Source organism: Streptomyces albiflavescens (assembly GCF_014645835.1).
Lineage (GTDB): Bacteria > Actinomycetota > Actinomycetes > Streptomycetales > Streptomycetaceae > Streptomyces > Streptomyces albiflavescens.
The window spans coordinates 155,902-175,956 of record NZ_BMMM01000008.1 but is presented as its reverse complement, the minus strand read 5'-3'; the positions used below and the strand labels follow the sequence as shown (position 1 = coordinate 175,956).

Genomic DNA, 20,055 nt, shown 5'->3' with positions numbered 1-20,055 from the left:
GCCCTGGTGTGACGCCGATCGACAGTTGGCCATCTCGATCCGTAGGTGGCCGGCGCCCCGTTTCGACCACCCAAGGCAGTCCCAAGCGCCTGCCGGACGTTCAGCCGCTCATCTTGGTTCGGTGACCCGCGTCACACCCGGCTGCTGTCAGCAATCGGGGCGCCGTCTCGTTCAAGGGGCACGCGAACGAGACAGGAGCAACGCCATGAAGCACCGCATCGTCGTACTCGGCGCCGGATACGCCGGGGCCTTCGCCGCCGGAAACCTGGCCCGCAGGCTCTCCCCCGCCGACACCGAGATCACCGTCGTCAACGCCGAGCCCGACTTCGTCGAGCGGATGCGGCTCCACCAGCTCGCGATCGGTCAGGACCTCGCGTTCCGCAAGCTCGCCGACGTGTTCGCCGGTACCGGGGTGCGGCTGCGCCTGGCACGCGTCGCCGGCATCGACCCCGAGCGCAGGACCGTCGCGGTGACCGGCGAGGACGGCGACGGTGAACTCGCGTACGACACGCTTCTCTACGCGCTCGGCAGCTCCGTCGCCCACCATGGCGTCCCCGGCGTGGCCGAGTACGCCTTCGATGTGACCGGCCGGTCCTCGGCGCTGCGTCTACGCGAGCGCCTGGCCGGCCTGGGCAAGGGCGGCACGGTGCTGGTCGTCGGTGAGGGGCTGACCGGCATCGAGACCGCCACCGAGTTCGCCGAGTTCCGGCCCGACCTCTCGGTCGCGCTCGCCGCCCGCGGCGAGCTGGGCGCCTGGCTCTCCCCGAAGGCCCGCCGCCACCTGCGCCAGGCCTTCGACCGGCTCGGCATCACCGTCCACGAGCACACCGGCATCGAAGCCGTCGAGCCGACGCGGGCGATGGCCGCCGACGGTACGTCCATCCCGGCCGAGGTGACCGTGTGGTCGGCCGGGTTCGCCGTGCACCCCATCGCGGCCGCCAGCGGCCTGGAGGTCGCCGGGACCGGCCAGATCGTCGTCGACCGCACCATGCGCTCGGTCTCGCACCCGGACGTCTACGCCGCCGGTGACTGCGCCTACGCGATCGGCGAGAACGGCCGGCCGCTGCCGATGTCCTGCGCCTCGGCCGGCTACACCAACATGCAGGCGACCGCCGCGATCATCGCGCGCCTGACGGGCAGCGAGGTCCCGACCACCGGGCTGAAGTACCACGGCAACCACATCAGCCTCGGGCGGCGGGACGCGATCTTCCAGATGGTGGACGGGGACGTCCGGTCGAAGTCCTGGTACCTGGGCGGCCGGACCGCCACGTGGCTCAAGGCGGGCATCCTCAAGGGGGCCGGGTGGAGCATCGTCCACCCGACCTTCGGCATGCCGAAGCGCAAGCGCCGCCTGGCCACGGCGCCCGACCGGGGCGGTGTGAGGGCCGCCGCCTAGGCTGCTCCGCATGGACAGTGCAGCCATCGATCGGTTCGAGGCCAGCCGGGACCGGCTGGCCTCGCTCGCGTACCGTCTGCTCGGCTCGGCCGCCGACGCCGAGGACGCCGTGCAGGACACGTTCCTGCGCTGGCAGGCGGCAGACCGGGAACGGATCGAGGTGCCCGAGGCGTGGCTGACCAAGGTCGTCACCAATCTCTGCCTCGACCGGCTCCGCTCGGCGCAGGCTCGCCACGAGCGCGCTGTCGGCGACTGGCTGCCCGAGCCACTTCTCGCAGGCGACCCGATGCTCGGCCCTGCCGATACCTTCGAGCAGCGCGAATCGGTGTCCTTGGCCGTACTGACCCTCATGGAGCGCCTCTCGCCGGTCGAGCGGGCCGCTTACGTCCTGCGCGAGGCCTTCTCGTACCCCCACGCCGAGATCGCCGGGATCCTCGACATCACCGAGTCCGCGAGCCAGCAGCATGTCCACCGGGCCCGACGCCGGGTCGCCGCCGAGCGCCGAGGCGGCGACGAGGTGGACCCCGCGTCCGCGCGCCGGATCGTCGAGGAGTTCCTCGCCGCCGCCACGTCGGGGCGCACCGAACGGCTGGTGGCGATGCTCACCGCCGACGCGACCGCGGTCTCGGACGGCGCCGGACTGGCCAGGCGGCTGCTGCGGTACACGACGCGCGAGCGCATCGCCTCCTACGTGCGGGCCGGCTTCAAGCCCACTGCGGCGAAGCGGCGGCTGGCCGGCGGCTCCCCCGCGTTCCACATCGCGCTGGTCAACGGCTCCCCGGCCGTCCTCGCCGTGATCGAGGACCGGGTCGTGGGCGCCGTGGCGTTCGAGGTCAGCGACGGCAAGGTCGCGTCCCTGCGCGGCATCGCCGCCGCGGACCGGCTCGCGCGCCTCAGCGGGGCCTGGCGGCAGCACGAACCCGACGCGCCGGTCATCACCACATGGTGACCTGAGCCACCGGAATCCGGTGACCTGAGTGGGAGCGAGGACGGCACCCCTTCGGCCCCCGCGCCGCACAGCAGGGCCGAAGCACCTCGGTCTCCCGAATCGCAGATCCGTCGGCCGGTTACCTGCCGATCCGTCGGCCGGTTACCTGCCGATCCGTCGGCCGTCCTCAGATGCCGGGACGGGCCACCGGGCCGTGCCGACGGGGGCTTGGGGTCAGAGCGGGTCGCCGGAGCGGGCCGCGCGCTCCGCGTTCTTCTCCTTGATGCGGGCCGCTTCCTTCCGGACCTCGGCCTGGGTGGCGCGCTCCTTCTGCAGCCACTCGGGGTTGTCCGCCTTCAGTGCCTCGATCTGCTCGGTGGTGAGGGCCTCGGTGACCCCGCCCCGGGCGAGCCCCGCGATGGAGACGCCCAGCTTGGCCGCGACGACCGGCCGGGGGTGCGGACCGCTGCGGCGCAGTTCCCGCAGCCACTCGGGCGGGTCGGCCTGCAGCGCATTCAGCTCGGCACGCGAGACGACGCCCTCCTGGAACTCGGCGGGGGTGGCCTCGAGGTACACACCCAGCTTCTTGGCCGCGGTCGCGGGCTTCATTGTCTGGGTGGTCTGCTGCGAACTCATGGGGTCAAGGGTATCGAGCATGTGAGCCACCGCCGACCACACGAGTCCGGCGCCCGGCCCTCGCGAGGGTGGCATCCCGCCCTCGCCGGTGCGCCGCCCACGACGCCCACACCGGCAACCGCTCGAGCGTTCGTGACCGCGCCTGGTGCCACCCCCGCCCACGACCGGTAAGGCGCCGACGACCACGACCGGTAACCTGACGAAGTGACTGGCTCCGAAGCACCCCCCTCGTTCCGGCTCGCGTACGTCCCGGGGGTCACGCCCGCCAAGTGGGTACGGACCTGGAACGAGCGGTTCCCCGCCATCCCGCTGGCCCTCGTCGCGGTACCCGCCGCCGAGGCGTTCGGCCTGCTGCGGACCGGTGGCGCCGACGCGGGGTTCGTACGGCTGCCGGTCGACCGAACCGACCTCAGCGCGATCCCCCTGTACACCGAGACGACGGTGGTCGTGGTCCCGAAGGACCACGTCGTGGCGGCAGTCGACGAGGTCTCCACGGAGGATCTGGCCGACGACATCGTGCTGCACCCCCTCGACGACACCCTCGCCTGGGAGCGCCTGCCGGGGAAACCCGCGTTCGAGCGCCCCGCGACGACGGCGGACGCGATCGAACTCGTGGCGGCGGGCATCGGGGTCCTCGTCGTCCCGCAGTCCCTCGCCCGTCTCCACCACCGCAAGGACCTCACCTACCGCCCGGTCACGGACGCCCCCGAGTCCCGCGTCGCACTGTCCTGGCCACAGGACGAGACCACCGACCTGGTGGAGGACTTCATCGGGATCGTCCGCGGCCGGACGGTCAACAGCACGCGCGGTCGCACCCCGGCCGCCGCCCAGCCGAAGTCCCCGCCCGCGGCCAAGCGCTCCGACACGGGCGGCGGCGCCCGGCGGAAGCCCGCGGCGGGCAGGTCGGGCGGCAAGAGCGCACGTGGCGGCGGTTCGGGATCCGCCAAGGGCGGGGCCAAGGGCGGAGCCAAGCGCGGCAAGCCCCGCCGCCGCTCCTGACCTCCGTGCCTCAGTCGGCGATCATCCGGTTGCCCGGCCACGCGCCGCGCTCGGCGTCGCGCTCGCGCTGACGGCGTACGAGGTACCGACCGGGCGCGATGCCGGTGCCACCGCGCTCGGGATGGATGAGGTACGCGACCGCCGAGGCGTCGATCATGCCGAGGACCGGCCCCGCGGGGTCGCGCGCGGAGGCGGCGTTCGCGCGCCGCGCGGACTACCGCCCCTTGCGGGCCGCATAGGCCCGCGCCGCCCGCACCCGGTTGCCGCACTTCGTGGTGCACCACCGGCGGGCCGCGTGCGAGCGGAGGAACCACCGGGTGCAGCCGGCGGCCGCGCAGGGGGCGAGCTGCGGGGACTCGGGACCGGTGAGGAGTTCGGTCGCGTCGTCGGCGAGGAGGGAGAGGGCGGCCCCCGCCGGATTGCCGGTGTCCGGTGCGTCGGCGCGGTGCGGGCCGTCGGTCGTCCAGGCGAGCCGGGGTGTGGAAGGAGCCGCGGCCAGCGCGGAGTTGAGGGTGTCGAGGCTCTCGCCGGGCGGTACGGAGCGGGCGTCGCGTGCCTCGAAGAGCGAGCGCAGTGCTTCGCGCAGGCCGAGCAGCCGGCCGAACTGCCGCCCGTTGAGCGCCACCCGGTCCGCCAACAGCTCGTGCCGGACGAGCCAGAGGTGCGCGGCCTCGGCGTCGTCGAGCAGGTCGACCGGGCCGTGGCTCAGCGCGAAACGCGTGTTGACCAGGGCCAGCGAGACATAGCGCTCCTCGCCGGGGACCGGCAGCTGGTGCAGGTAGTGGGGGGCTTCGTGTTCCACGCGTCTCATGCTAACGATCCACGGCTCTCACGGGAATACTTGCGATTCTCCGTGAGGAGGCCTACCGTCCCTCATGGCAAATGGACAACAAACCCGTGAGAGGTGAGCCGCCGTGGCCTTCGACGTGGACGCGCTCCGCAAGGACTTCCCGATCCTGGAGAGGACGGTGGAGAGCGGTGCCCGACTCGTCTACCTCGACTCCGGCGCCACCACTCAGAAACCCCTCCAGGTCCTGGACGCCGAGCGGGACTTCTACCTCACGCACAACGCGGCCGTACACCGCGGCGCGCACCAGCTGGCCGGGGAGGCGACCGAGGCGTACGAGGGCGCGCGGCACACTGTCGCAGGCTTCATCGGTGCGGAGGACGACGAGATCGTCTTCACCAAGAACACGACCGAGGGCATCAATCTCGTCGCCTACGCGCTCGAGAACTCACGTGGCATCGGTCCGGGCGACCGGATCGTGGTCACGGAGATGGAGCACCACGCGAACCTCGTCCCCTGGCAGCAGCTCGCCGAGCGCACCGGTGCGACGCTGGACTGGTTCGGGCTCACCGACGAGGGCCGTCTCGATCTGACCCGCATCGACCAACTGCTCGACGAGCGCACCAAGGTCCTCGCCGTCACCCACCAGTCGAATGTGCTGGGCACCCTCAATCCCGTACGCCAACTCGCCGACCGGGCCCACGCGTTCGGCACGCTCGTCGTGGTCGACGGCGCCCAGTCCGTCCCCCACCGGCCCGTCGACGTGCGCGAGCTGGGCGCCGACTTCCTCGCGTTCTCCGGCCACAAGATGCTCGGGCCGAGTGGTGTCGGCGTGCTGTGGGGGCGGCGTCGGCTCCTCGCGGATCTGCCGCCGTTCCTCACCGGTGGTTCGATGATCGAGGTCGTCGAGATGGACCGTACGACGTTCCTGTCGCCGCCCCAGCGCTTCGAGGCGGGTGTCCCGATGACGGCGCAGGCGGTGGGCCTGGCGGCCGCTGTCGACTATCTCCAGCGGCTGGGCATGGCCGAGGTGGCGGCGCACGAGGAGCAACTCACCGCACAGGCACTGGAGTTGCTCGGCGAGATTCCCGGAGTACGGATCGTCGGCCCCGGCGGGCTCACCGCCCGCGGCTCCGCGGTGTCGTTCACGGTCGACGGCATCCACCCGCACGACGTCGGTCAGATCCTCGACGAGCGGGGCGTCGCCGTACGCGTCGGCCACCACTGCGCGCGCCCGATCGTACGACGCTACGGGATCCCGGCGACCACCCGCGCGAGCTTCTACGTGTACAACACCCCGGCGGAGGTCGACGCTCTGGCCGAGGGTGTCCGCGCAGCTCAGCGCTACTTCGGAGGCTGATCGCGACGGGAGCCGAAGGCTCTTCGCAGGGTGATCGCCGACGACGCTTGACCTGGAGCGCGCTCCAGGTTCTACCGTTCTTGTCATGACCAGCGGACAGCCCCTCCCGCACAGCCAGGAGCCGACGCTCACGATCGCCCAGGTCGTCGAGCGCACCGGACTCTCGCACGACACGTTGCGGTACTACGAGAAGGCCGGCCTGATCCAACGGGTCGGCCGGACCACCGGGAACCAGCGGCGTTACGCGATGGCCGACCTGGCCTGGCTGGAGTTCCTGATCCGGCTGCGCGAGACGGGCATGTCGATCGCGGACATGCAGCGGTTCGCACAGCTGCGGGCCCGGGGCGACGCCACGGTCCCCGACCGGCTCGCGATGCTCCGGGAGCACCGCGCCGATCTCGCGGACCGCATCCACGCGCTGCGCCGTAACGCGGCAGCCCTCGACGACAAGATCGGCCACTACGAACGGCTGCTCGACCAGCCGGGATCGGACGACCTCACATGAGCAACACCACCGCCCTGAGCAACGCCACCACCCGCGAGGAGCGCTTCGAGCACGGCCTGGAGGTCCTCGGGCGAGTGGACGGCGAGGCCGGGCAGCGGGTCATCGACGCACTCGCCGACATCAACCCCGAACTCGGTCACCAGATCGTCGCCTGGGCCTTCGGCGACATCTACGACCGGCCCGGACTCGCCCCGCGCGACCGGCAGTTGGTGACCCTCGGCATGCTGACCGCACTCGGCGGCTGCGAGGCCCAGCTCGACGTGCACGTCAACGCCGCTCTGAACGTGGGCCTCACACCGGAGCAGATCGTCGAGGCGCTGCTGCACTCCGCGGTGTACTGCGGCATACCCAAGGCGCTGAACGCCACGTTCGCGGCGAAGAAGGTGTTCGCCGAGCGTGGGCTGCTGCCCGTCGGACAGCAGCCCACCACGTCGTCGGACCCTTCTCGAGGGGCTACTTCCGCTTGATCCTCAGGAAGGTCACGGAGTTCGCCGGGAAGGTGTACGTGAACCTGTCGGCGACCCCCGCGAAGGTGGATCTCACCGGGGCGACCGCCGTGGCCGTCTCCGAGTTCACCGCGTCCGGCGCGGCCTGCAGCGTGGTGACGGCGGCCTTGCGGCCCACCGTCGCCCCGCCCAGGTCGATCGCCGTACGGGCGTCCGCGGACTGGGCGTTGACGACCTTGACGATGAGGTCACCGGACTTCGCGTCCCGCGTGACGACCTGCCGGAACGGCTCCGCGGGCCTGTCGTCCGTGAAGCTCCCCCACTCCTGGCCGTCCAGATAGAGGGTCACCTGACGGCCTCGTACCTTGATGTCGATGTCGTAGGCACGACCCGTCTCGATCGAACCGGCCTTGGAGATCAGCGTCGACTTGCCGCCGTCCACCGCCTGTTCGACCGCCGAGGTGGTGTTGTTCCAGCCGCCGAGGTTCCACCAGTAGTAGTTGCCGGTGTCCTTCACCCCGAAGGCGACGAGGAAGCCCTCCTTGCCGGACTTCTTGGTGGCCTTCACCTGCAGGTCGTAGTCGTGCCAGGCCGGGTCGCCCGCCTGGACCATCGTGTTGGTCGCGGCCTCGTCGGTCTGCACGTACTGCCCGTCCTGGAGGCTCCAGCTGCCGGTGCCGGTATGGGTCCACTGGGAGGCGTCACCGCTGAAGTCGTCGCTGAGCAGCGTGGTCCCGTCCGCGCCGGTGACCTTGACGTCGTCGTACGCCGCCGTGGTCGCCCAGGTCGACAGGCCGACGGCGCCCGAGATCGGCGCGCTGAGCGACGGTGTGGTGGTGGCGCTGCTGGGCACCACCCGGTCGCCGACGTTGCTCATGAAGAGCTTCTGCACCTCGTAGTCGGCCGACCCCCATGAGGCGTGGTTGTTGAACCAGATCATGTCCGGACGCCACTGCACATAGTCCTCGTTGGCGAGCAGCGGGGCGTACGAGGCGAGCTTCACGACGTCCGCGTTGCGCTCCAGGCCGGTCATGTAGGCGGCCTCGGAGAGGGCGTTCTTGAAGGTGTTGCCGCCCGAGGCGTACTCCCCCAGGAAGACCTTCGGACCGTTCCTGTCGTACGCGTCGTAGCGGTCGTTGTTCTGCAGGAACCACTGCGGGCTGTTGTAGTAGTGCTCGTCGACCATGTCGACGTTCGCGTCCTTGTTGAGCTTCCAGGCCGTGTCGAAGGTGGTGCCGGAGTCGTCCGGACCGGCGTTGGAAATCACCGTGACGTCCGGGTACTTGGCCTCGATGGCAGCGCGGAACTGCTGGAAGCGGGCGAAGAACTCGTTCGGCAGGTTCTCCTCGTTGCCGACTTCGAGGTGCGTGAGGTGGAAGGGCTTGGGGTGGCCCATCTGCGCCCGCTTCTTGCCCCACTCACTCGTGACCGGCCCATTGGCGAACTCGATGAGGTCGAGGGTGTCCTGGATGTGCCGCTTGAGCAGCGCGTCGTCGTCGGTGGCCTTGTTCTGCCCACAACCGGTGACCAGCGCGGGCACGACGGGCAGCGGCATCGCACCGATGTCCTCGGCGAACTGGAAGTACTCGTAGTAGCCGAGGCCGTAACTCTGGTTGTAGCCCCAGAAGTTGGAGTTGGTGGCGCGCTGCTCGACCGGGCCGATGGTGTCCTTCCACTGGTACGAGCGCTTGCGCTGATAGCCCGACGCCTCGTCATATCCCCGCATGCTCCCGGTGTTGACCAGGCAGCCGCCCGGGAAGCGCACGAACCCGGGATGGAGGGCGGCGATCTTCTCGGCAAGATCCTTGCGCAGACCGTGCCCCTGGTACGTGTCCCGGGGCAGGAGCGAGATCATGTCGAGCGCGACCGGGTCGGCCGCGGCGACGGTGAGGCGTCCGCCGGTGCTGCTGCGGGTCGCGGTGAACGTCGCCCGGTACTTGGCCCAGCCGCCGCGCACGGTGACCCGGCGGGCCTCCGCGAGCGTGCCCTCGGAGTCCTGCAGCGTCACGGTCACGGCCGAAGCGGCATCGGCGCGGGCCCGGACCGAGAAGTCGTACGCCTTGCCGCTCTCGACCGAAATCCCGTTGTTGTAACCGGAGTTGGTGACGGACGAACCCCCGTCCAGCGAGAGATAGGTGCGGTTGCGGGCGTTGAGCCGTCCGTCGTCGTTCACGGCCTTGGCGGTGCCGGAGACGGCCCAGGAGGTGAGCGGCGTATAGGAGTTGTTGTCGGCGGTGCTGTACTCGAAGGAACGGTTCTGTACGAGCTCCGCGTACAGGCCCCCGTCCGCGGCGCGGTTGATGTCCTCGAAGAACACGCCGTACATGGTGTCGTCGATCTTCGCGCCCGAGCCCTTCGGGTCGACGGTGATCGCATAGTCGGTGACGTCGGCGGCGGCGCTCGCCGGAGCGGGCCCGGACAGGACGGTGGAGGCCACCAGAAGCGCGGTGGCCGTGAGTCCGAGTCTCCAGCGTGTGCGGGTGAGTGACATGGATACTCCGCGGCTCAGTAGTGTTGAGTTGTTCGAAATATCAGACGTCGATCAATACTTCGAACGGCAAGATAGGGAGGGGGCCGGAGTGCGTCAATGGGTCGCGCAGCATCGGACGGGACGGAGAGCGGGTCGGTATGGGCGAGTTCTGGCCAGTGACGGATGTGCTGGCCTACCTGACCGGCGAGTGGCGGGTGGAGCGCTCGGTGCGGGATCTGGCGAGCGGCGCCGAGGGACGCTTCACGGGGACGACCGTCTTCTCGCCACTTGAGGACGGCGGCGACGGCCTCCTCCATCAGGAGTCCGGGACCTTCGTCTGGCAGGGCACGCCCCGGCCCGCCGAGCGGACGCTGTGGTTCCTGCCGGGAGAGCGCCCGGGCAGCGCGGCCGTCCGGTTCTCCGACGGCCGTCCCTTTCACGATCTGGACCTGACCACGGGGCGGCACATCGCCGACCATCCGTGCGTGGCGGACCTCTACCGGGGCGAGTTCACCGTCCGCGACGAGAACCGGTGGCGGACCGTGTGGCGCGTGCGGGGGCCCGCGAAGGACCTGGTACTCACCACCGACTACGCGCGCGTGGACTGAGTGAAAGCTCCGTCGAAGCGCAGGTTCCAGCGACCGGCCCGGCCCGTGACGGTGGTCGTCGACAGCGGGCGCACATCGATGTTCCAGTACGTCGCAGGCGGCGCCTTCAGGGCGTAGACCAGTGCGGCCCGGATCACGGAGGGTTCGGCCACGGCGACGATGCGCCCGCCGTCGTCGGCGGGCCTGGTGTCGAGCCAGGCGCCGACGCGAGCGATGAAGGCCAGCAGCGATTCGCCGCCGTGGGGCGTGGACCGGGGATCGGCGAGCCAGGCATCGACGGCCTGGGGTTCACGGGCCATCGCCTCGCCCAGCGTGAAGCCCCGCCACCGGCCCATGTCGCAGTCGCGCAGCGCGAGCTGGACGAGCGGCCCGTACCCGAGGGCGTCGCCGGTGGCACGGCTGCGTGGCGTCGGCGAGCAGTAGCGCAGCTCGGACGCCGCCAGCGACACCAGCTCGGGGGCGGCGCGCTGCACCTCGTCCCAGCCGGCCTGGTCCAGCGGCCGCTCGTCCTGGAAGCGCTCCGCGAGCAGCGAGGAGCTGCGCGCGGCGGCGACGAACGTGACCCGAAGATGCATGCGGAGATGGTGGAGCGCGGGACTCCGCAGGTCAAGGGGGGTTACGCAGGGTATCCGCAAGCTCACTGAAGCGGGTACGCGGAGCGGGCCTGCCGGTGCGGGCCTGCCGGTGCGGGCCTGCCGGTGCGGGCCTGCCGGAGCGGGTACGCGGAGCGGGCTCGCCGGTGCGGGCCTGCCGGAGGCGCGCTCGCCGATTGCGGACCTGCCGGAGGCGGGCGCGCCGATGCGGACCGAGGGGAGCCTGAGCGCCATCCACTGGTCGGGGCGGTCGAGCGGCTCGAAGCCGAGCTTCGCCCAAGGCGTCCCCGCGCCGCGGCTTGCCGCATCGCGCTGCGTGCTCGTCCTCGAACGCCGGACGGTCCGAAGATCTCCGGCGCGGGCCGGCTACAACACCTCCGCGCACGCCGCCCGCAGTCTGCGCACCCCCTCCGTGATCTCCTCCGCCCCCGCCACCGCCGCGAAGCTCAACCGGAGGTGGGCGGCCGGGGGTTCGGCGCTGAAGTAGGGGCGGCCGGGAGTGACGGCGACGCCCGCGCGGAGGGCGGCGGTGACCAGGGCGGACTCGTCCGTGCCGTCGGGCAGGCGCAGCCAGAGATGGTAGCCGCCGAACGGGATGTGGGGGAGGGAGAGTTCGGGAAGGTCCAGGCGCAGCGCGGAGGTCATCGTGTCGCGGCGAGCCTTCAACTCGGCGCTCAGGGCGCGGAGATGGCGGGGCCAGGCGGGTGACCCGACGAGTTCGAGCGCAGCCTCCTGGAGCGGGCGCGGTACGAAGAAGGAGTCGACGACCTGGATGGCGCGCAGCCGCTCGAGTACCGGACCGCGCGCGGCCAGTGCGCTCACCCGGAAGCTCGGCGAGGTCGCCTTGGTCAGCGAGCCGACATGCACGACGACTCCGTCGGGGTCCTCCGCGGCCAGCGGCCTGGGCAGCGGGCCCGAGTCCTCGTGCACCAGACGGCGTACGAAATCGTCCTCGACCACGAACGCACCGGCCTCGCGCGCGATGCGCAGCACCTCGCCCCGCCGCGCGGGCGCGAGGACGGCGCCCGTCGGATTCTGGAACAGCGGCTGGCAGACGAAGACGCGGGCGCCGGTCGCCCTGAAGGCGTCGACGAGCAGTTCCGGCTTCACGCCGTCGGCGTCGACGGGCACCGGCACGGGGCGCAGTCCGGCCGCGCGGGCGATCGCCAGCATGCCGGGGTAGGTCGGCGATTCGACCAGGACCGGCGCCCCGGGCGGCGCGAGCGCGCGCAGGGCGGTCGTCAGCGCGGACTGACCGCCCGCCGCGATGAGCACCTCGGCCGCGGTGATCGCTCCCCCGATCCACCGCGCGAACCACTCGCGCAGTTCCGCGAGCCCCTCCATGGGCGGCCTGGACCAGGCCCCGGGACGGCGCCCAGCCCGGGACAGGGCCGCGCCCATCGCCCGCTCCGGCTGCAGCGACGGGTGCAGATAGCCGCCGTTGAACTCGACGACACCGGGCGGCGGGGCGGCGAGCGAGACGAGGACACCGGACGCGTCCACCGTGCGTGGTACGAGTTCGGCCGTGGCGTCCGCGCTGAGCGCGAGCTCCTGCCAGGCGGTGTCCCCGGCCGGAGCGGGGGCGGTACGCGGCTGCGCCCGGAACGCGCCGGCGCCGGGCCGGGTGACCACAAGACCCTCGGCGGCGAGCTGCGCCAGCGCCCGGGACACCGTCACCGGGCTCACCCGGAACCGCTCCACGAGTGCCCGACTCGACGGCAGCTTTCCACCGGGTGAGTAGCGGTCCAACTCCCGGCGCAGCTGATTCGCCAGATCTCCCACACTGCTACGCTCTTGCATGAGAACACAGGATAGCGCTACCGCCGAGACTTCGATAGCAGTTGTCACCGCCGGGACCGCCGCGAGCGAGACTGCTCGGAGCGCCGCGAACGACACCCTTCGGACCGCTGCGACGGCCCGCCGCTCGGGCACGCTCCAAGCCGCCCTCGGCGTCACGGCCTTCTCCCTGACCTTCCCCTCCACCGCCTGGGGTCTGGAGGGCTTCGGTCCCTGGTCTCTGGTGGCCGTCCGCAGTGTTCTGGCAGCGGTCATCGCGGGTGGCTGCCTTCTGGCGCTGCGTGTTCCCGTGCCGGGCCGACGCCATCTGGCGGGGCTGGCCGTCGTCGCCGCGGGTGTCGTGCTCGGCTTCCCACTGCTGACGACGCTCGCGCTGCAGACATCGACCACCGCCCATGCGGCCGTGGTGGTCGGGCTGCTGCCGCTGACGACCGCGCTGTTCTCGACGCTGCGCACCGGGGCGCGGCCCTCGCGGATGTTCTGGCTGGCGGCCGTCGCGGGCGCGGCCGCGGTGATCGCGTTCACCGTGCAGCAGAGCGGTGGCGCGCTGACCGGCGCGGACGCGTATCTGTTCGGAGCGTTGCTGATCTGCGCGGCGGGCTATACCGAGGGCGGCCGACTGGCTCGCGTCATGCCGGGCTGGCAGGTCATCGGCTGGGCGCTGGTCCTGTGTCTGCCGCTGTCGGTGCCGGGCGCGCTGATCGCGCTGTCGCAGGAGCCCGTGCAGCTGACCATGCACAGCGTGACGGGACTGCTGTGGGTGTCGGTCGTGTCGCAGTTCCTCGGCCTGGTCGTCTGGTACCGCGGCATGGCATCGATCGGAATTCCGAAGGCCAGCCAGTTGCAGCTGGCGCAGCCGCTGCTCACACTGGTGTGGTCGGTACTGCTCCTTGGCGAGCAGCTCACACCGGCCGCACCTCTGACGGCCGCCGCCGTTCTGGTGTGCATCGCACTCACTCAACGAGCGCGGGGCTGACCGGCACGCACGGGCCGGGCCAACCGGCGCCACCGGCCGTAGACTCGCGGCCACGGACCGTTACTCCCGTAAACGACGAGGAGACCGTTCAGATGCGTGCATCCGAGGGCGACCAGCTCGTGCAGCACGGCAGGGTTGTCGGGCAGCACGACAAGGTCGGGGAGATCACCGAGGTCCTGGGAGCGGAAGGCAGTCCCCCGTACCGCGTGAAGTTCGAGGACGGGCACGAGGGAGTGTGCTCACCGGGCCCCGACACCGAAATCCGCCACAAGGACAGGATGCGGTAGCCCGCAGGCAGGAGTTCAACACGGAGTTTTCGCCGGCCGCTGATAGTGGTCGGCGACGACCCGTGCCATCGCGCCGATGCGATCCGCGCCGACCTCCCGGGCCGAGAAGAAGGCGTGCCCGCGCACCTGCGGGTAGTCGCGCGCGAGGGTGAGGTGCCGAGAGAGTTCGGCGGGGTCCTGCCAGGCCCCGGGCTGCGCCGGATCGCCCGCCTTGTACAGCGCCTCACCGACGTACAACAGCACGCCCGTGCCCTCGGCGACCGCCGACCACCAGGGCAGCAGTTGCGCGTAGTCGGCGGCGGCAAGACCGATGTTCCAGTACAGCTGCGGGCAGATGTAGTCGATCCAGCGCTCCCGGACCCACTTCCTGGTGTCGGCGTAGAGATCGTCGTACGTCTGCACGCCCGCCCGGGTCGGCGAGCCGAGCTCGTCGGTGCCCGCATTGCGCCACACCGCGAAGGGACTGATCCCGAAGCGTGCCGCGGGCCGGATCTCCTTGATGCGCGCGGCCATCTCCAGGACCAGAGAGTCGATGTTGTCGCGCCGCCAGGCGGCCCTGTCCGGGAAGCCCGCGCCGTGGACCGCGTACGTCGCGTCGTCGTCGAAGGCCTGGCCGGCGACCGGATACGGGTAGAAGTAGTCGTCCCAGTGCACGGCGTCGATCTCGTACTTCCGCACGGCGTCGAGCATCGCGTCCTGGACGAACCCTCGGACCTGGGGCAGCCCGGGGTCGTAGTAGAGCTTCCCGCCGTAGGGCACGACCCAATCGGGGTGCTCTCGGGCGGGGTGGTTCGCCACGAGCCTCGCCGGGTCGGTGTGGTTGGCGATCCGGTACGGGTTGAACCATGCGTGCAGCTCCAGGCCGCGCGCATGGGCCTCCGTGACGGCGGTGCCCAGCGGGTCCCAGCCGGGGTCCTCGCCCTGGACGCCGGTCAGGTACTGGGACCACGGCTCGTACGGTGAGGGCCAGAACGCGTCGGCCGTGGGGCGCACCTGGAAGATCACGGCATTGAGGCGGAGGCGCACGGCGGTGTCGAGATGGCCGAGGAGTTCGGCGCGCTGCTGGGCGGCGGTCAGGCCCGGGCCCGACGGCCAGTCGCGGTACGAGACGGTGGCCAGCCACATCCCGCGCAGCTCGCTCGCGGCCCGCGCCCGGTCGCGGCCCCGGGAGCTCGGGCCCGGGGATGCCGCGGCATCCCCCGCCGTCGTGAGCCCGGACAGCGTCGCCACTGCCGCCACCGCGAACGCCCGACGTGACAGTCGCCCCATCTCCGCACCCCCGATACCCATCGGATCCGCGCCGTCACGGATCGTCTCCGCGCCCAGCATGCCGGACCCGGACGATCGATCATCGATACTTCGGAGTAACGTGCACGATCGGAGCAGGCACCGAACAACGGGGCTCCTGCCAGTGCCGTAGATCAGCGAAGGGGACGATGTGACCGACATCGAACGCGTCGGAGTCGTGGGCTGCGGCCAGATGGGAGCGGGCATTGCCGAGGTGTGCGCCCGCGCCGGTCTGGACGTCAGGGTCGCCGAGACCACCGGTGAAGCCCTGGAGATCGGCCGCACCCGGCTCTTCAACTCTCTCTCCAAGGCGGCCGACCGCGGAAAGATCTCCGAGGCGGAGCTCAAGGCCACCCAGGACCGGCTCAGCTTCACCACGGACCTCGGCGAGTTCGCCGACCGCGACCTGGTGATCGAAGCCGTCGTCGAGAACGAGCAGGTGAAGACCGAGATCTTCCAGGTGCTGGACCAGGTGGTGACCCGGCAGGACGCGATCCTCGCCTCCAACACCTCCTCGATCCCGCTGGTGAAGCTCGCGGTCGCCACCTCGCGTCCCGACCAGGTCGTCGGCATCCACTTCTTCAACCCGGCCCCGGTGCAGCAGCTCGTCGAGCTGATCCCGGCCCTGACCACCTCCGAGGGCACCCTCGGCCGCGCCCAGCTGTTCGCCGAGAAGGCGCTCGGCAAGCACGCGATCCGCGCCCAGGACCGCTCGGGCTTCGTGGTCAACGCGCTGCTGATCCCGTATCTGCTGTCCGCGATCCGGATGTTCGAGTCGGGCATCGCGAGCCGCGAGGACATCGACAACGGCATGGAGCTGGGCTGCGCCCACCCGATGGGCCCGCTCAAGCTGTCCGACCTGATCGGGCTCGACACGGTGGCCTCGGTCGCGTACTCGATGTACGAGGAGTACAAGGAGCCCCTGTACGCCGCTCCCCCGCTGCTCCAGCGCATGGTGGACGCGGGACGCCTGGGCCGGAAGTCGGGCTCGGGCTTCTACACGTACGGCCAGTGATACCGAAGCGCTGACTACGGTGCGTATATCTCGGGCAAGCGCGGGCCCGGCACTCTTTTCGGTGCCGGGCCCGCGCCATTCACACACCGTGTGCGCGCCGGGCTCGCATATGCCCCTCGCACACGCTCCCCACCTGTCCACCAGGCGAGTTGACTTTCCGTGCGCATGTAAGGGATGTGACGACTACGGAAAGGAGCGGACTCGTGACCGCCGACCCCGAGCATCCCGTGGCCCCAAGGGAACTCGCAGAGTTACGCCGGTCGCTCGAAGTGGGCTTCACCCGCATCGAGGGCGGACTGGCGCTGCTCACTCAGCGCGACGACCAGACCGCCAAGGATCTCGACGACCTGAGCGCACGGGTCGTCGCCCTCGAGCACACCCGCTGGCCACTGCCCACCCTCGCGGCCGTCGCGGCCGTGGGCGCGCTGGCCGTGGCGGTCTGGCAGGCTCTGGGCCACTAGGCCCCAGGACGCATGGGGGGGGACGGATCAGGGCAACGCGTCCTGCCCGAGCCTGAGATGGTGCAGAAGGAGCAGTGCGGCAGCCATGTTGGCGGCCGGGACCTCGCCGCGGGCGACCATGTCGGGGACGAGCTTTAAGGGAACCCATTCCCTTCGGTCCGACTCGAAGTCGTCCACGGGGTGTCCGATGTACGCGCCCTCATCGGCCCAGAAGATGTGGTGCCGGGCGTCGGTGAGCCCGTTCGAGGGCTCGACGCTCATCAGATGCCGCAGGGGTCCCGGCCGCCAACCGGTCTCCTCCTCCAGTTCACGGGCCGCCGCGACGGCGATGTCCTCACCGTCCTCGACGACGCCCGCCGCGAGTTCCCACCCCCAGCTGTCGGTGATGAAGCGGTGCCGCCACAGGAGCAGTACCTCATTGGCCTCATTCACCACAGTGGCCACGGCCACAGGCCGCATCCGTATCAAAAAGTGATCGAGGTGCCGACCGTCCGGCAGCTCCACATCTGCGAGATTGACGCTGAACCAGCGGTTTGCGTACACAGTTTGTTCGTTCTGTTTCGTCCACTGCACGGTTCTGCCACCTTCCGCCGAGTAGATGGCAATATCGCAGCAGGAGGGTCCTCACAGCAGGCTCACAGCGGTCGGGGCACGGTGCAGCGGCAGCGCAGGCACGGTGTTCTGGAGCGGTACGCGATGTTTCCGGAGCACTTGTCTACAGCGGTACGCGCAGTGCCCCGTCGATGAGTTCGGCGGCCTCGGCCGTGCCCGCACAGCCGCTGCGCACCAGGTGTTCGCGTACCGCGCGGAGTCTGTCACGCAGGCGCTGCGACTCCATACCCCGCGCCTGTTCGGCCATTTGGACCGCGGTGGCCACCGCCTTGTCGGCGTTGCCCTGGCGCAGCTCGATCTGGCTGAGCATGGCGAGCCGGTGCACCCGTCCCCGGTCGTGCGCCGGGTTGTCGACAGCGGCTATGGCGTGCTCCCCCGCCGCCACCAGATCGCCGAGGCTGAGCAGCGCCTCCGCCACCTGTACGTTGACCAGGCCCGGCTGGACATAACCGGTCTCGTCGGGCTCGTAGCCCCGACGGATGCGCTCGGCGGCCTGTTCGGCACGCCGTATGCAGGACAGCGCGCTGCTGCCGTCGCCGAGGTGCGCGTACGCCTTGGCCTGCATCGCGTAGAGGTCCGAGGCGAGCGCCGGTGTGATGTGCCGGCCCGCGGCGCGCAGCGCGGCCTCGGCGAAGGCGACGGCCTGCCGGTACTCACGCATGAACAGCGACTGGTTGACGAGCAGGGCTATGACATAGGCCCCAAGTCCCCTGTCCCCGCTGGCCTTCGCCAGGCGCAGCGCCTGGTGGAAGTAGCGCTGGGCCAGTCCGTGCGCGTCGGAGTCGTAGGCACAGATGCCCGCGATGGCGACCAGACCGCCGGTCGCGCGGTGGAGTTGGCGGCCAGTGGCGTCGGTGTAGCTGCCGCGCAGCAGAGGTGCCGTCTCCGAGTTGAGAAAGCCGACGATCCGGGTGCGGGTCGCGATGCCGCCGGCCTTGCGGTACATCTGCTCATAGTGGGCGCGGGCCGCGCGCAGCATCTCGATGTCGGCCATGCTGACGTGGTGGCGTCCGCCGCGCGAGACGTCGACGTCCTCGGGCGGGTTCTCCCACTCCCACACCGGCATCACGGCGGGCGTTCCCGTGACGGCCGGTGCGCCGAGGATGTGCGGGCGCTGCTGCTCGTCGGAGCGCCACAGGGCGGTGGCGCGCTCGACGAAGCCGGAGAGCGAGGTGCCGTGCGGGGTGGACGGCTCGCCGGGCACGCCGAGGCCGATGTCGTCGAGCGTGACCGGCCGGTGGAGCCGGCCGGCGAGCACCTCGCAGATCAGATCGGGCACCTGACCGCGCGGGCGCTGTCCCTTCAACCAGCGTGCCACGGCGGTGTGTTCGTACCTGAGCGCGAGACCGCGCGCTCTCCCCGCCTGATTGACGTGAGCGGCGAGTCCCGCGTGCGAGATGCCGGCCTCGTCAAGAATCGCGTCGAGCAGAGTGTTGGGCTGCATGAAGGCCCCCCGGGTGGCTCGGTGCCGACAGACTAGTGTGTCCCGTTTCACACGGGGTGTGAAACGAGTGCCCGTATCCAGGCAGTACGCGCACTGTCGCAGAGCGTTTCTGGCCGGTTGACTGAAATGCCTCGCAAGAGGCCGGCCGGGCCGCCGGCTCCCCCTCGTACAGTGCGGCGGCCCGATTCCGCGCCGTCCGCCCAGCTGCCTGCCCGACACTCCGTGGCGGGGCGGACGGCTGCGCCGGTTGCACGGCCGCGCGCCCCTAACGGGGCGCGTGGTGGGCCACGGCGTGCCCCTGCTGCAGGGCGACACGACTGCGGTCGTTGCGGAGCACGAGCACAGCCACGTCGTCGGCGGGTCTGCCGTCGGTGTGACGCAGCAGCCCGGTGAGGACTGCGCGCAGGACGGAGTGGGGTGAGACGGGCTGAGTACGGGCGGCTGCGGTGAGTTCGGCCGGGAGTGGGAAGAAGCGGCCCTGGCCGTCGCGTGCGTCCTCGACACCATCGGTGTGCAGGAACAGCAACTCGCCGGGCAGGAGTTGGCCGCAGCGCTCGACAGGCAGCTCGTCCGGAAGCGGGAACGGCCCCAGCGGGGGCAGCGGGTCGGCACGTACGAGTGGATCGGCCCGGCCGCCGCTGAGCAGATACGGCCACGGATGACCGCAGTTGAGGGCGTACACCTCGCCGTCGCGGCGGATCTCCAGCAGCAGCACGGTGACGAACTCCTCGGCGACCGGACTGTCGGGATCGAGCCCGGACGAGGGGTGCTCGGCCCGGGCCCGCTCGCGCAGATGCCGGGCCAGCGCGCGCTCGAGTCTCCTCAGTACGCAGCCGAGTTCGGGCTCGTCGTGCACGGCCTCTCGGAAGCTGCCGAGGACGGCGGCGACAGTTCCGATGGCGCCGATGCCATGTCCACGGACGTCGCCCATGACGATCCGTACGCCGTGCTCGGTGGCGATCACCTCGTACAGGTCACCGCCGACGCTCGCGCCACGGTCGGCGGACAGCTGGGCCGCGGCGACGCTCAGCCCGTCGATGCGTGGGGGCAACGGCCGCAGCAGCACGTTCTGGGCGGCGCCCGCGACCTTGCGGATCTGCCTGAGCTCCCGCAGCAGCGCCCTTCTGATGTGGAGTATCAGGCCCGTGCCGACCGCGAAGAAGACGGCGCTGGTGACGATCCGGGCGCCGAGCCCGTTCTGCTGCGCCACCGGGCAGGTCAACTTGTACGTGATCGCCATCGCGCCCCAGGCCATGGGCAGACCCATGCCGAGCGCCCTGTGCAGCGGTGGGCGCTCGGCCCGGCGAACCGTGCGGTCGAGGCCGCCACGCGGGACACGTCCGCGGACCAGCCGGGGTCTTGCTCCCCGCACCGCCCGAGTGAGCCCGGCCCGCAGGGCGTCGCCTCGGCTCCGTGCCCCGAGGCCCGCCCGGGCCACCCGTGAATGC

General features: G+C 71.0%; 20 protein-coding genes and 1 pseudogene. 11 read left to right on the top strand and 10 right to left on the bottom strand.

All coding sequences use genetic code 11. The features are described from left to right. Nucleotides 1-205: 205 nt before the first annotated feature. Together IEY95_RS22690 and IEY95_RS22685 are read left to right on the top strand one after the other, a co-directional pair. Complete coding sequence (locus IEY95_RS22690) at nucleotides 206-1,396, top strand: NAD(P)/FAD-dependent oxidoreductase (RefSeq protein WP_189187935.1); 1,191 nt, start codon at nucleotides 206-208, stop codon at nucleotides 1,394-1,396. Between the two features lie 10 nt (nucleotides 1,397-1,406). Then, nucleotides 1,407-2,345 (top strand): sigma-70 family RNA polymerase sigma factor, encoded by a 939-nt coding sequence (locus IEY95_RS22685; RefSeq protein ID WP_189187934.1) that lies wholly within the window; start codon nucleotides 1,407-1,409, stop codon nucleotides 2,343-2,345. A gap of 213 nt (nucleotides 2,346-2,558) precedes the next feature. On the opposite strand, the gene IEY95_RS22680 is transcribed toward IEY95_RS22685, so the two are convergent. Then, nucleotides 2,559-2,960: a DUF5997 family protein gene (locus IEY95_RS22680; protein ID WP_189187933.1), complete on the bottom strand. Its 402-nt coding sequence runs from the start codon at nucleotides 2,958-2,960 to the stop codon at nucleotides 2,559-2,561. Between the two features lie 204 nt (nucleotides 2,961-3,164). Between IEY95_RS22680 and IEY95_RS22675 the strand changes: the two genes are divergently transcribed. Next, a complete protein-coding gene (locus tag IEY95_RS22675; protein ID WP_189187932.1) occupies nucleotides 3,165-3,959 on the top strand; it encodes a LysR family transcriptional regulator substrate-binding protein in 795 nt (264 codons plus the stop codon). 10 nt (nucleotides 3,960-3,969) lie between these two features. On the opposite strand, the pseudogene IEY95_RS22670 reads toward IEY95_RS22675, so the two are convergent. Together IEY95_RS22670 and IEY95_RS22665 are read right to left on the bottom strand one after the other, a co-directional pair. Then, nucleotides 3,970-4,131: pseudogene (locus tag IEY95_RS22670) on the bottom strand (DUF8820 family protein); the annotation flags it as partial. 42 nt (nucleotides 4,132-4,173) lie between these two features. Beyond that, complete coding sequence (locus IEY95_RS22665) at nucleotides 4,174-4,770, bottom strand: ABATE domain-containing protein (RefSeq protein WP_189187930.1); 597 nt, start codon at nucleotides 4,768-4,770, stop codon at nucleotides 4,174-4,176. Nucleotides 4,771-4,873: 103 nt separating this feature from the next. Here IEY95_RS22665 and IEY95_RS22660 point away from each other — a divergent pair, with 103 nt between their 5' ends. The 3 genes from IEY95_RS22660 to IEY95_RS22650 all read left to right on the top strand — a co-directional run bounded on the left by IEY95_RS22660 (nucleotide 4,874) and on the right by IEY95_RS22650 (nucleotide 7,078). Next, nucleotides 4,874-6,106: a cysteine desulfurase gene (locus IEY95_RS22660; protein ID WP_189187929.1), complete on the top strand. Its 1,233-nt coding sequence runs from the start codon at nucleotides 4,874-4,876 to the stop codon at nucleotides 6,104-6,106. Between the two features lie 85 nt (nucleotides 6,107-6,191). Beyond that, on the top strand, nucleotides 6,192-6,611 hold the full coding sequence (locus tag IEY95_RS22655) for a MerR family transcriptional regulator (RefSeq protein WP_189187928.1): 420 nt from the start codon (nucleotides 6,192-6,194) through the stop codon (nucleotides 6,609-6,611). A 14-nt stretch (nucleotides 6,612-6,625) separates the two neighbouring features. Next, nucleotides 6,626-7,078: a carboxymuconolactone decarboxylase family protein gene (locus tag IEY95_RS22650; RefSeq protein ID WP_189188144.1), complete on the top strand. Its 453-nt coding sequence runs from the start codon at nucleotides 6,626-6,628 to the stop codon at nucleotides 7,076-7,078. Here the strand turns inward: IEY95_RS22650 and IEY95_RS22645 are convergent. Beyond that, on the bottom strand, nucleotides 7,065-9,548 hold the full coding sequence (locus tag IEY95_RS22645; RefSeq protein WP_189187927.1) for an alpha-L-arabinofuranosidase family protein: 2,484 nt from the start codon (nucleotides 9,546-9,548) through the stop codon (nucleotides 7,065-7,067). The genes IEY95_RS22650 and IEY95_RS22645 overlap by 14 nt on opposite strands. Before the next feature lie 137 nt (nucleotides 9,549-9,685). Between IEY95_RS22645 and IEY95_RS22640 the strand changes: the two genes are divergently transcribed. Beyond that, complete coding sequence (locus tag IEY95_RS22640; RefSeq protein WP_189187926.1) at nucleotides 9,686-10,135, top strand: DUF6314 family protein; 450 nt, start codon at nucleotides 9,686-9,688, stop codon at nucleotides 10,133-10,135. Here the strand turns inward: IEY95_RS22640 and IEY95_RS22635 are convergent. Beyond that, nucleotides 10,117-10,710, bottom strand: a complete 594-nt coding sequence (locus IEY95_RS22635; protein WP_189187925.1) for a histidine phosphatase family protein — start codon at nucleotides 10,708-10,710, stop codon at nucleotides 10,117-10,119. The genes IEY95_RS22640 and IEY95_RS22635 overlap by 19 nt on opposite strands. Nucleotides 10,711-11,094: 384 nt before the next feature. Next, entirely contained in the window at nucleotides 11,095-12,528 is a 1,434-nt protein-coding gene (locus tag IEY95_RS22630) for an aminotransferase-like domain-containing protein (protein ID WP_189187924.1), read from the bottom strand. On the opposite strand from IEY95_RS22630, the gene IEY95_RS22625 reads away from it, so the two are divergent. Further along, entirely contained in the window at nucleotides 12,527-13,501 is a 975-nt protein-coding gene (locus IEY95_RS22625; protein WP_189187923.1) for a DMT family transporter, read from the top strand. The genes IEY95_RS22630 and IEY95_RS22625 overlap by 2 nt on opposite strands. Before the next feature lie 92 nt (nucleotides 13,502-13,593). Then, nucleotides 13,594-13,788, top strand: a complete 195-nt coding sequence (locus IEY95_RS22620) for a DUF1918 domain-containing protein (RefSeq protein WP_189187922.1) — start codon at nucleotides 13,594-13,596, stop codon at nucleotides 13,786-13,788. Nucleotides 13,789-13,803: 15 nt separating this feature from the next. On the opposite strand, the gene IEY95_RS22615 is transcribed toward IEY95_RS22620, so the two are convergent. Then, nucleotides 13,804-15,057 carry a glycoside hydrolase family 10-like protein gene (locus IEY95_RS22615; RefSeq protein ID WP_189187921.1) on the bottom strand — a complete coding sequence of 418 codons (1,254 nt, stop codon included), beginning with the start codon at nucleotides 15,055-15,057 and terminating at the stop codon, nucleotides 13,804-13,806. A gap of 169 nt (nucleotides 15,058-15,226) precedes the next feature. Here IEY95_RS22615 and IEY95_RS22610 point away from each other — a divergent pair, with 169 nt between their 5' ends. Both IEY95_RS22610 and IEY95_RS22605 read left to right on the top strand, forming a co-directional pair. Continuing rightward, on the top strand, nucleotides 15,227-16,090 hold the full coding sequence (locus IEY95_RS22610) for a 3-hydroxybutyryl-CoA dehydrogenase (protein ID WP_189187920.1): 864 nt from the start codon (nucleotides 15,227-15,229) through the stop codon (nucleotides 16,088-16,090). A gap of 203 nt (nucleotides 16,091-16,293) precedes the next feature. Beyond that, a complete protein-coding gene (locus IEY95_RS22605; RefSeq protein ID WP_189187919.1) occupies nucleotides 16,294-16,551 on the top strand; it encodes a hypothetical protein in 258 nt (85 codons plus the stop codon). Between the two features lie 27 nt (nucleotides 16,552-16,578). On the opposite strand, the gene IEY95_RS22600 is transcribed toward IEY95_RS22605, so the two are convergent. The 3 genes from IEY95_RS22600 to IEY95_RS22590 form a co-directional block, all read right to left on the bottom strand. Continuing rightward, on the bottom strand, nucleotides 16,579-17,124 hold the full coding sequence (locus IEY95_RS22600) for an NUDIX hydrolase (RefSeq protein WP_189187918.1): 546 nt from the start codon (nucleotides 17,122-17,124) through the stop codon (nucleotides 16,579-16,581). Nucleotides 17,125-17,266: 142 nt separating this feature from the next. Beyond that, a complete protein-coding gene (locus IEY95_RS22595; protein ID WP_189187917.1) occupies nucleotides 17,267-18,607 on the bottom strand; it encodes an NsdA family TPR-like regulatory protein in 1,341 nt (446 codons plus the stop codon). Nucleotides 18,608-18,872: 265 nt separating this feature from the next. Then, nucleotides 18,873-19,874, bottom strand: coding sequence for a PP2C family protein-serine/threonine phosphatase (locus tag IEY95_RS22590; RefSeq protein WP_189187916.1), 1,002 nt, complete (start codon nucleotides 19,872-19,874; stop codon nucleotides 18,873-18,875). Nucleotides 19,875-20,055: the final 181 nt, after the last annotated feature.

Excerpts from the sequence above, each read along its gene's own strand:
- IEY95_RS22690 (WP_189187935.1), top strand. The coding sequence starts at position 206 with ATGAAGCACCGCATCGTCGTACTCGGCGCCGGATACGCCGGGGCCTTC.
- IEY95_RS22685 (WP_189187934.1), top strand. The coding sequence starts at position 1,407 with ATGGACAGTGCAGCCATCGATCGGTTCGAGGCCAGCCGGGACCGGCTG.
- IEY95_RS22680 (WP_189187933.1), bottom strand. The coding sequence starts at position 2,960 with ATGAGTTCGCAGCAGACCACCCAGACAATGAAGCCCGCGACCGCGGCC.
- IEY95_RS22665 (WP_189187930.1), bottom strand. The coding sequence starts at position 4,770 with ATGAGACGCGTGGAACACGAAGCCCCCCACTACCTGCACCAGCTGCCG.
- IEY95_RS22655 (WP_189187928.1), top strand. The coding sequence starts at position 6,192 with ATGACCAGCGGACAGCCCCTCCCGCACAGCCAGGAGCCGACGCTCACG.
- IEY95_RS22645 (WP_189187927.1), bottom strand. The coding sequence starts at position 9,548 with ATGTCACTCACCCGCACACGCTGGAGACTCGGACTCACGGCCACCGCG.
- IEY95_RS22640 (WP_189187926.1), top strand. The coding sequence starts at position 9,686 with ATGGGCGAGTTCTGGCCAGTGACGGATGTGCTGGCCTACCTGACCGGC.
- IEY95_RS22635 (WP_189187925.1), bottom strand. The coding sequence starts at position 10,710 with ATGCATCTTCGGGTCACGTTCGTCGCCGCCGCGCGCAGCTCCTCGCTG.
- IEY95_RS22625 (WP_189187923.1), top strand. The coding sequence starts at position 12,527 with ATGAGAACACAGGATAGCGCTACCGCCGAGACTTCGATAGCAGTTGTC.
- IEY95_RS22630 (WP_189187924.1), bottom strand. The coding sequence starts at position 12,528 with ATGCAAGAGCGTAGCAGTGTGGGAGATCTGGCGAATCAGCTGCGCCGG.
- IEY95_RS22620 (WP_189187922.1), top strand. The coding sequence starts at position 13,594 with ATGCGTGCATCCGAGGGCGACCAGCTCGTGCAGCACGGCAGGGTTGTC.
- IEY95_RS22615 (WP_189187921.1), bottom strand. The coding sequence starts at position 15,057 with ATGGGGCGACTGTCACGTCGGGCGTTCGCGGTGGCGGCAGTGGCGACG.
- IEY95_RS22595 (WP_189187917.1), bottom strand. The coding sequence starts at position 18,607 with ATGCAGCCCAACACTCTGCTCGACGCGATTCTTGACGAGGCCGGCATC.
- IEY95_RS22590 (WP_189187916.1), bottom strand. The coding sequence starts at position 19,874 with ATGGGTCTGCCCATGGCCTGGGGCGCGATGGCGATCACGTACAAGTTG.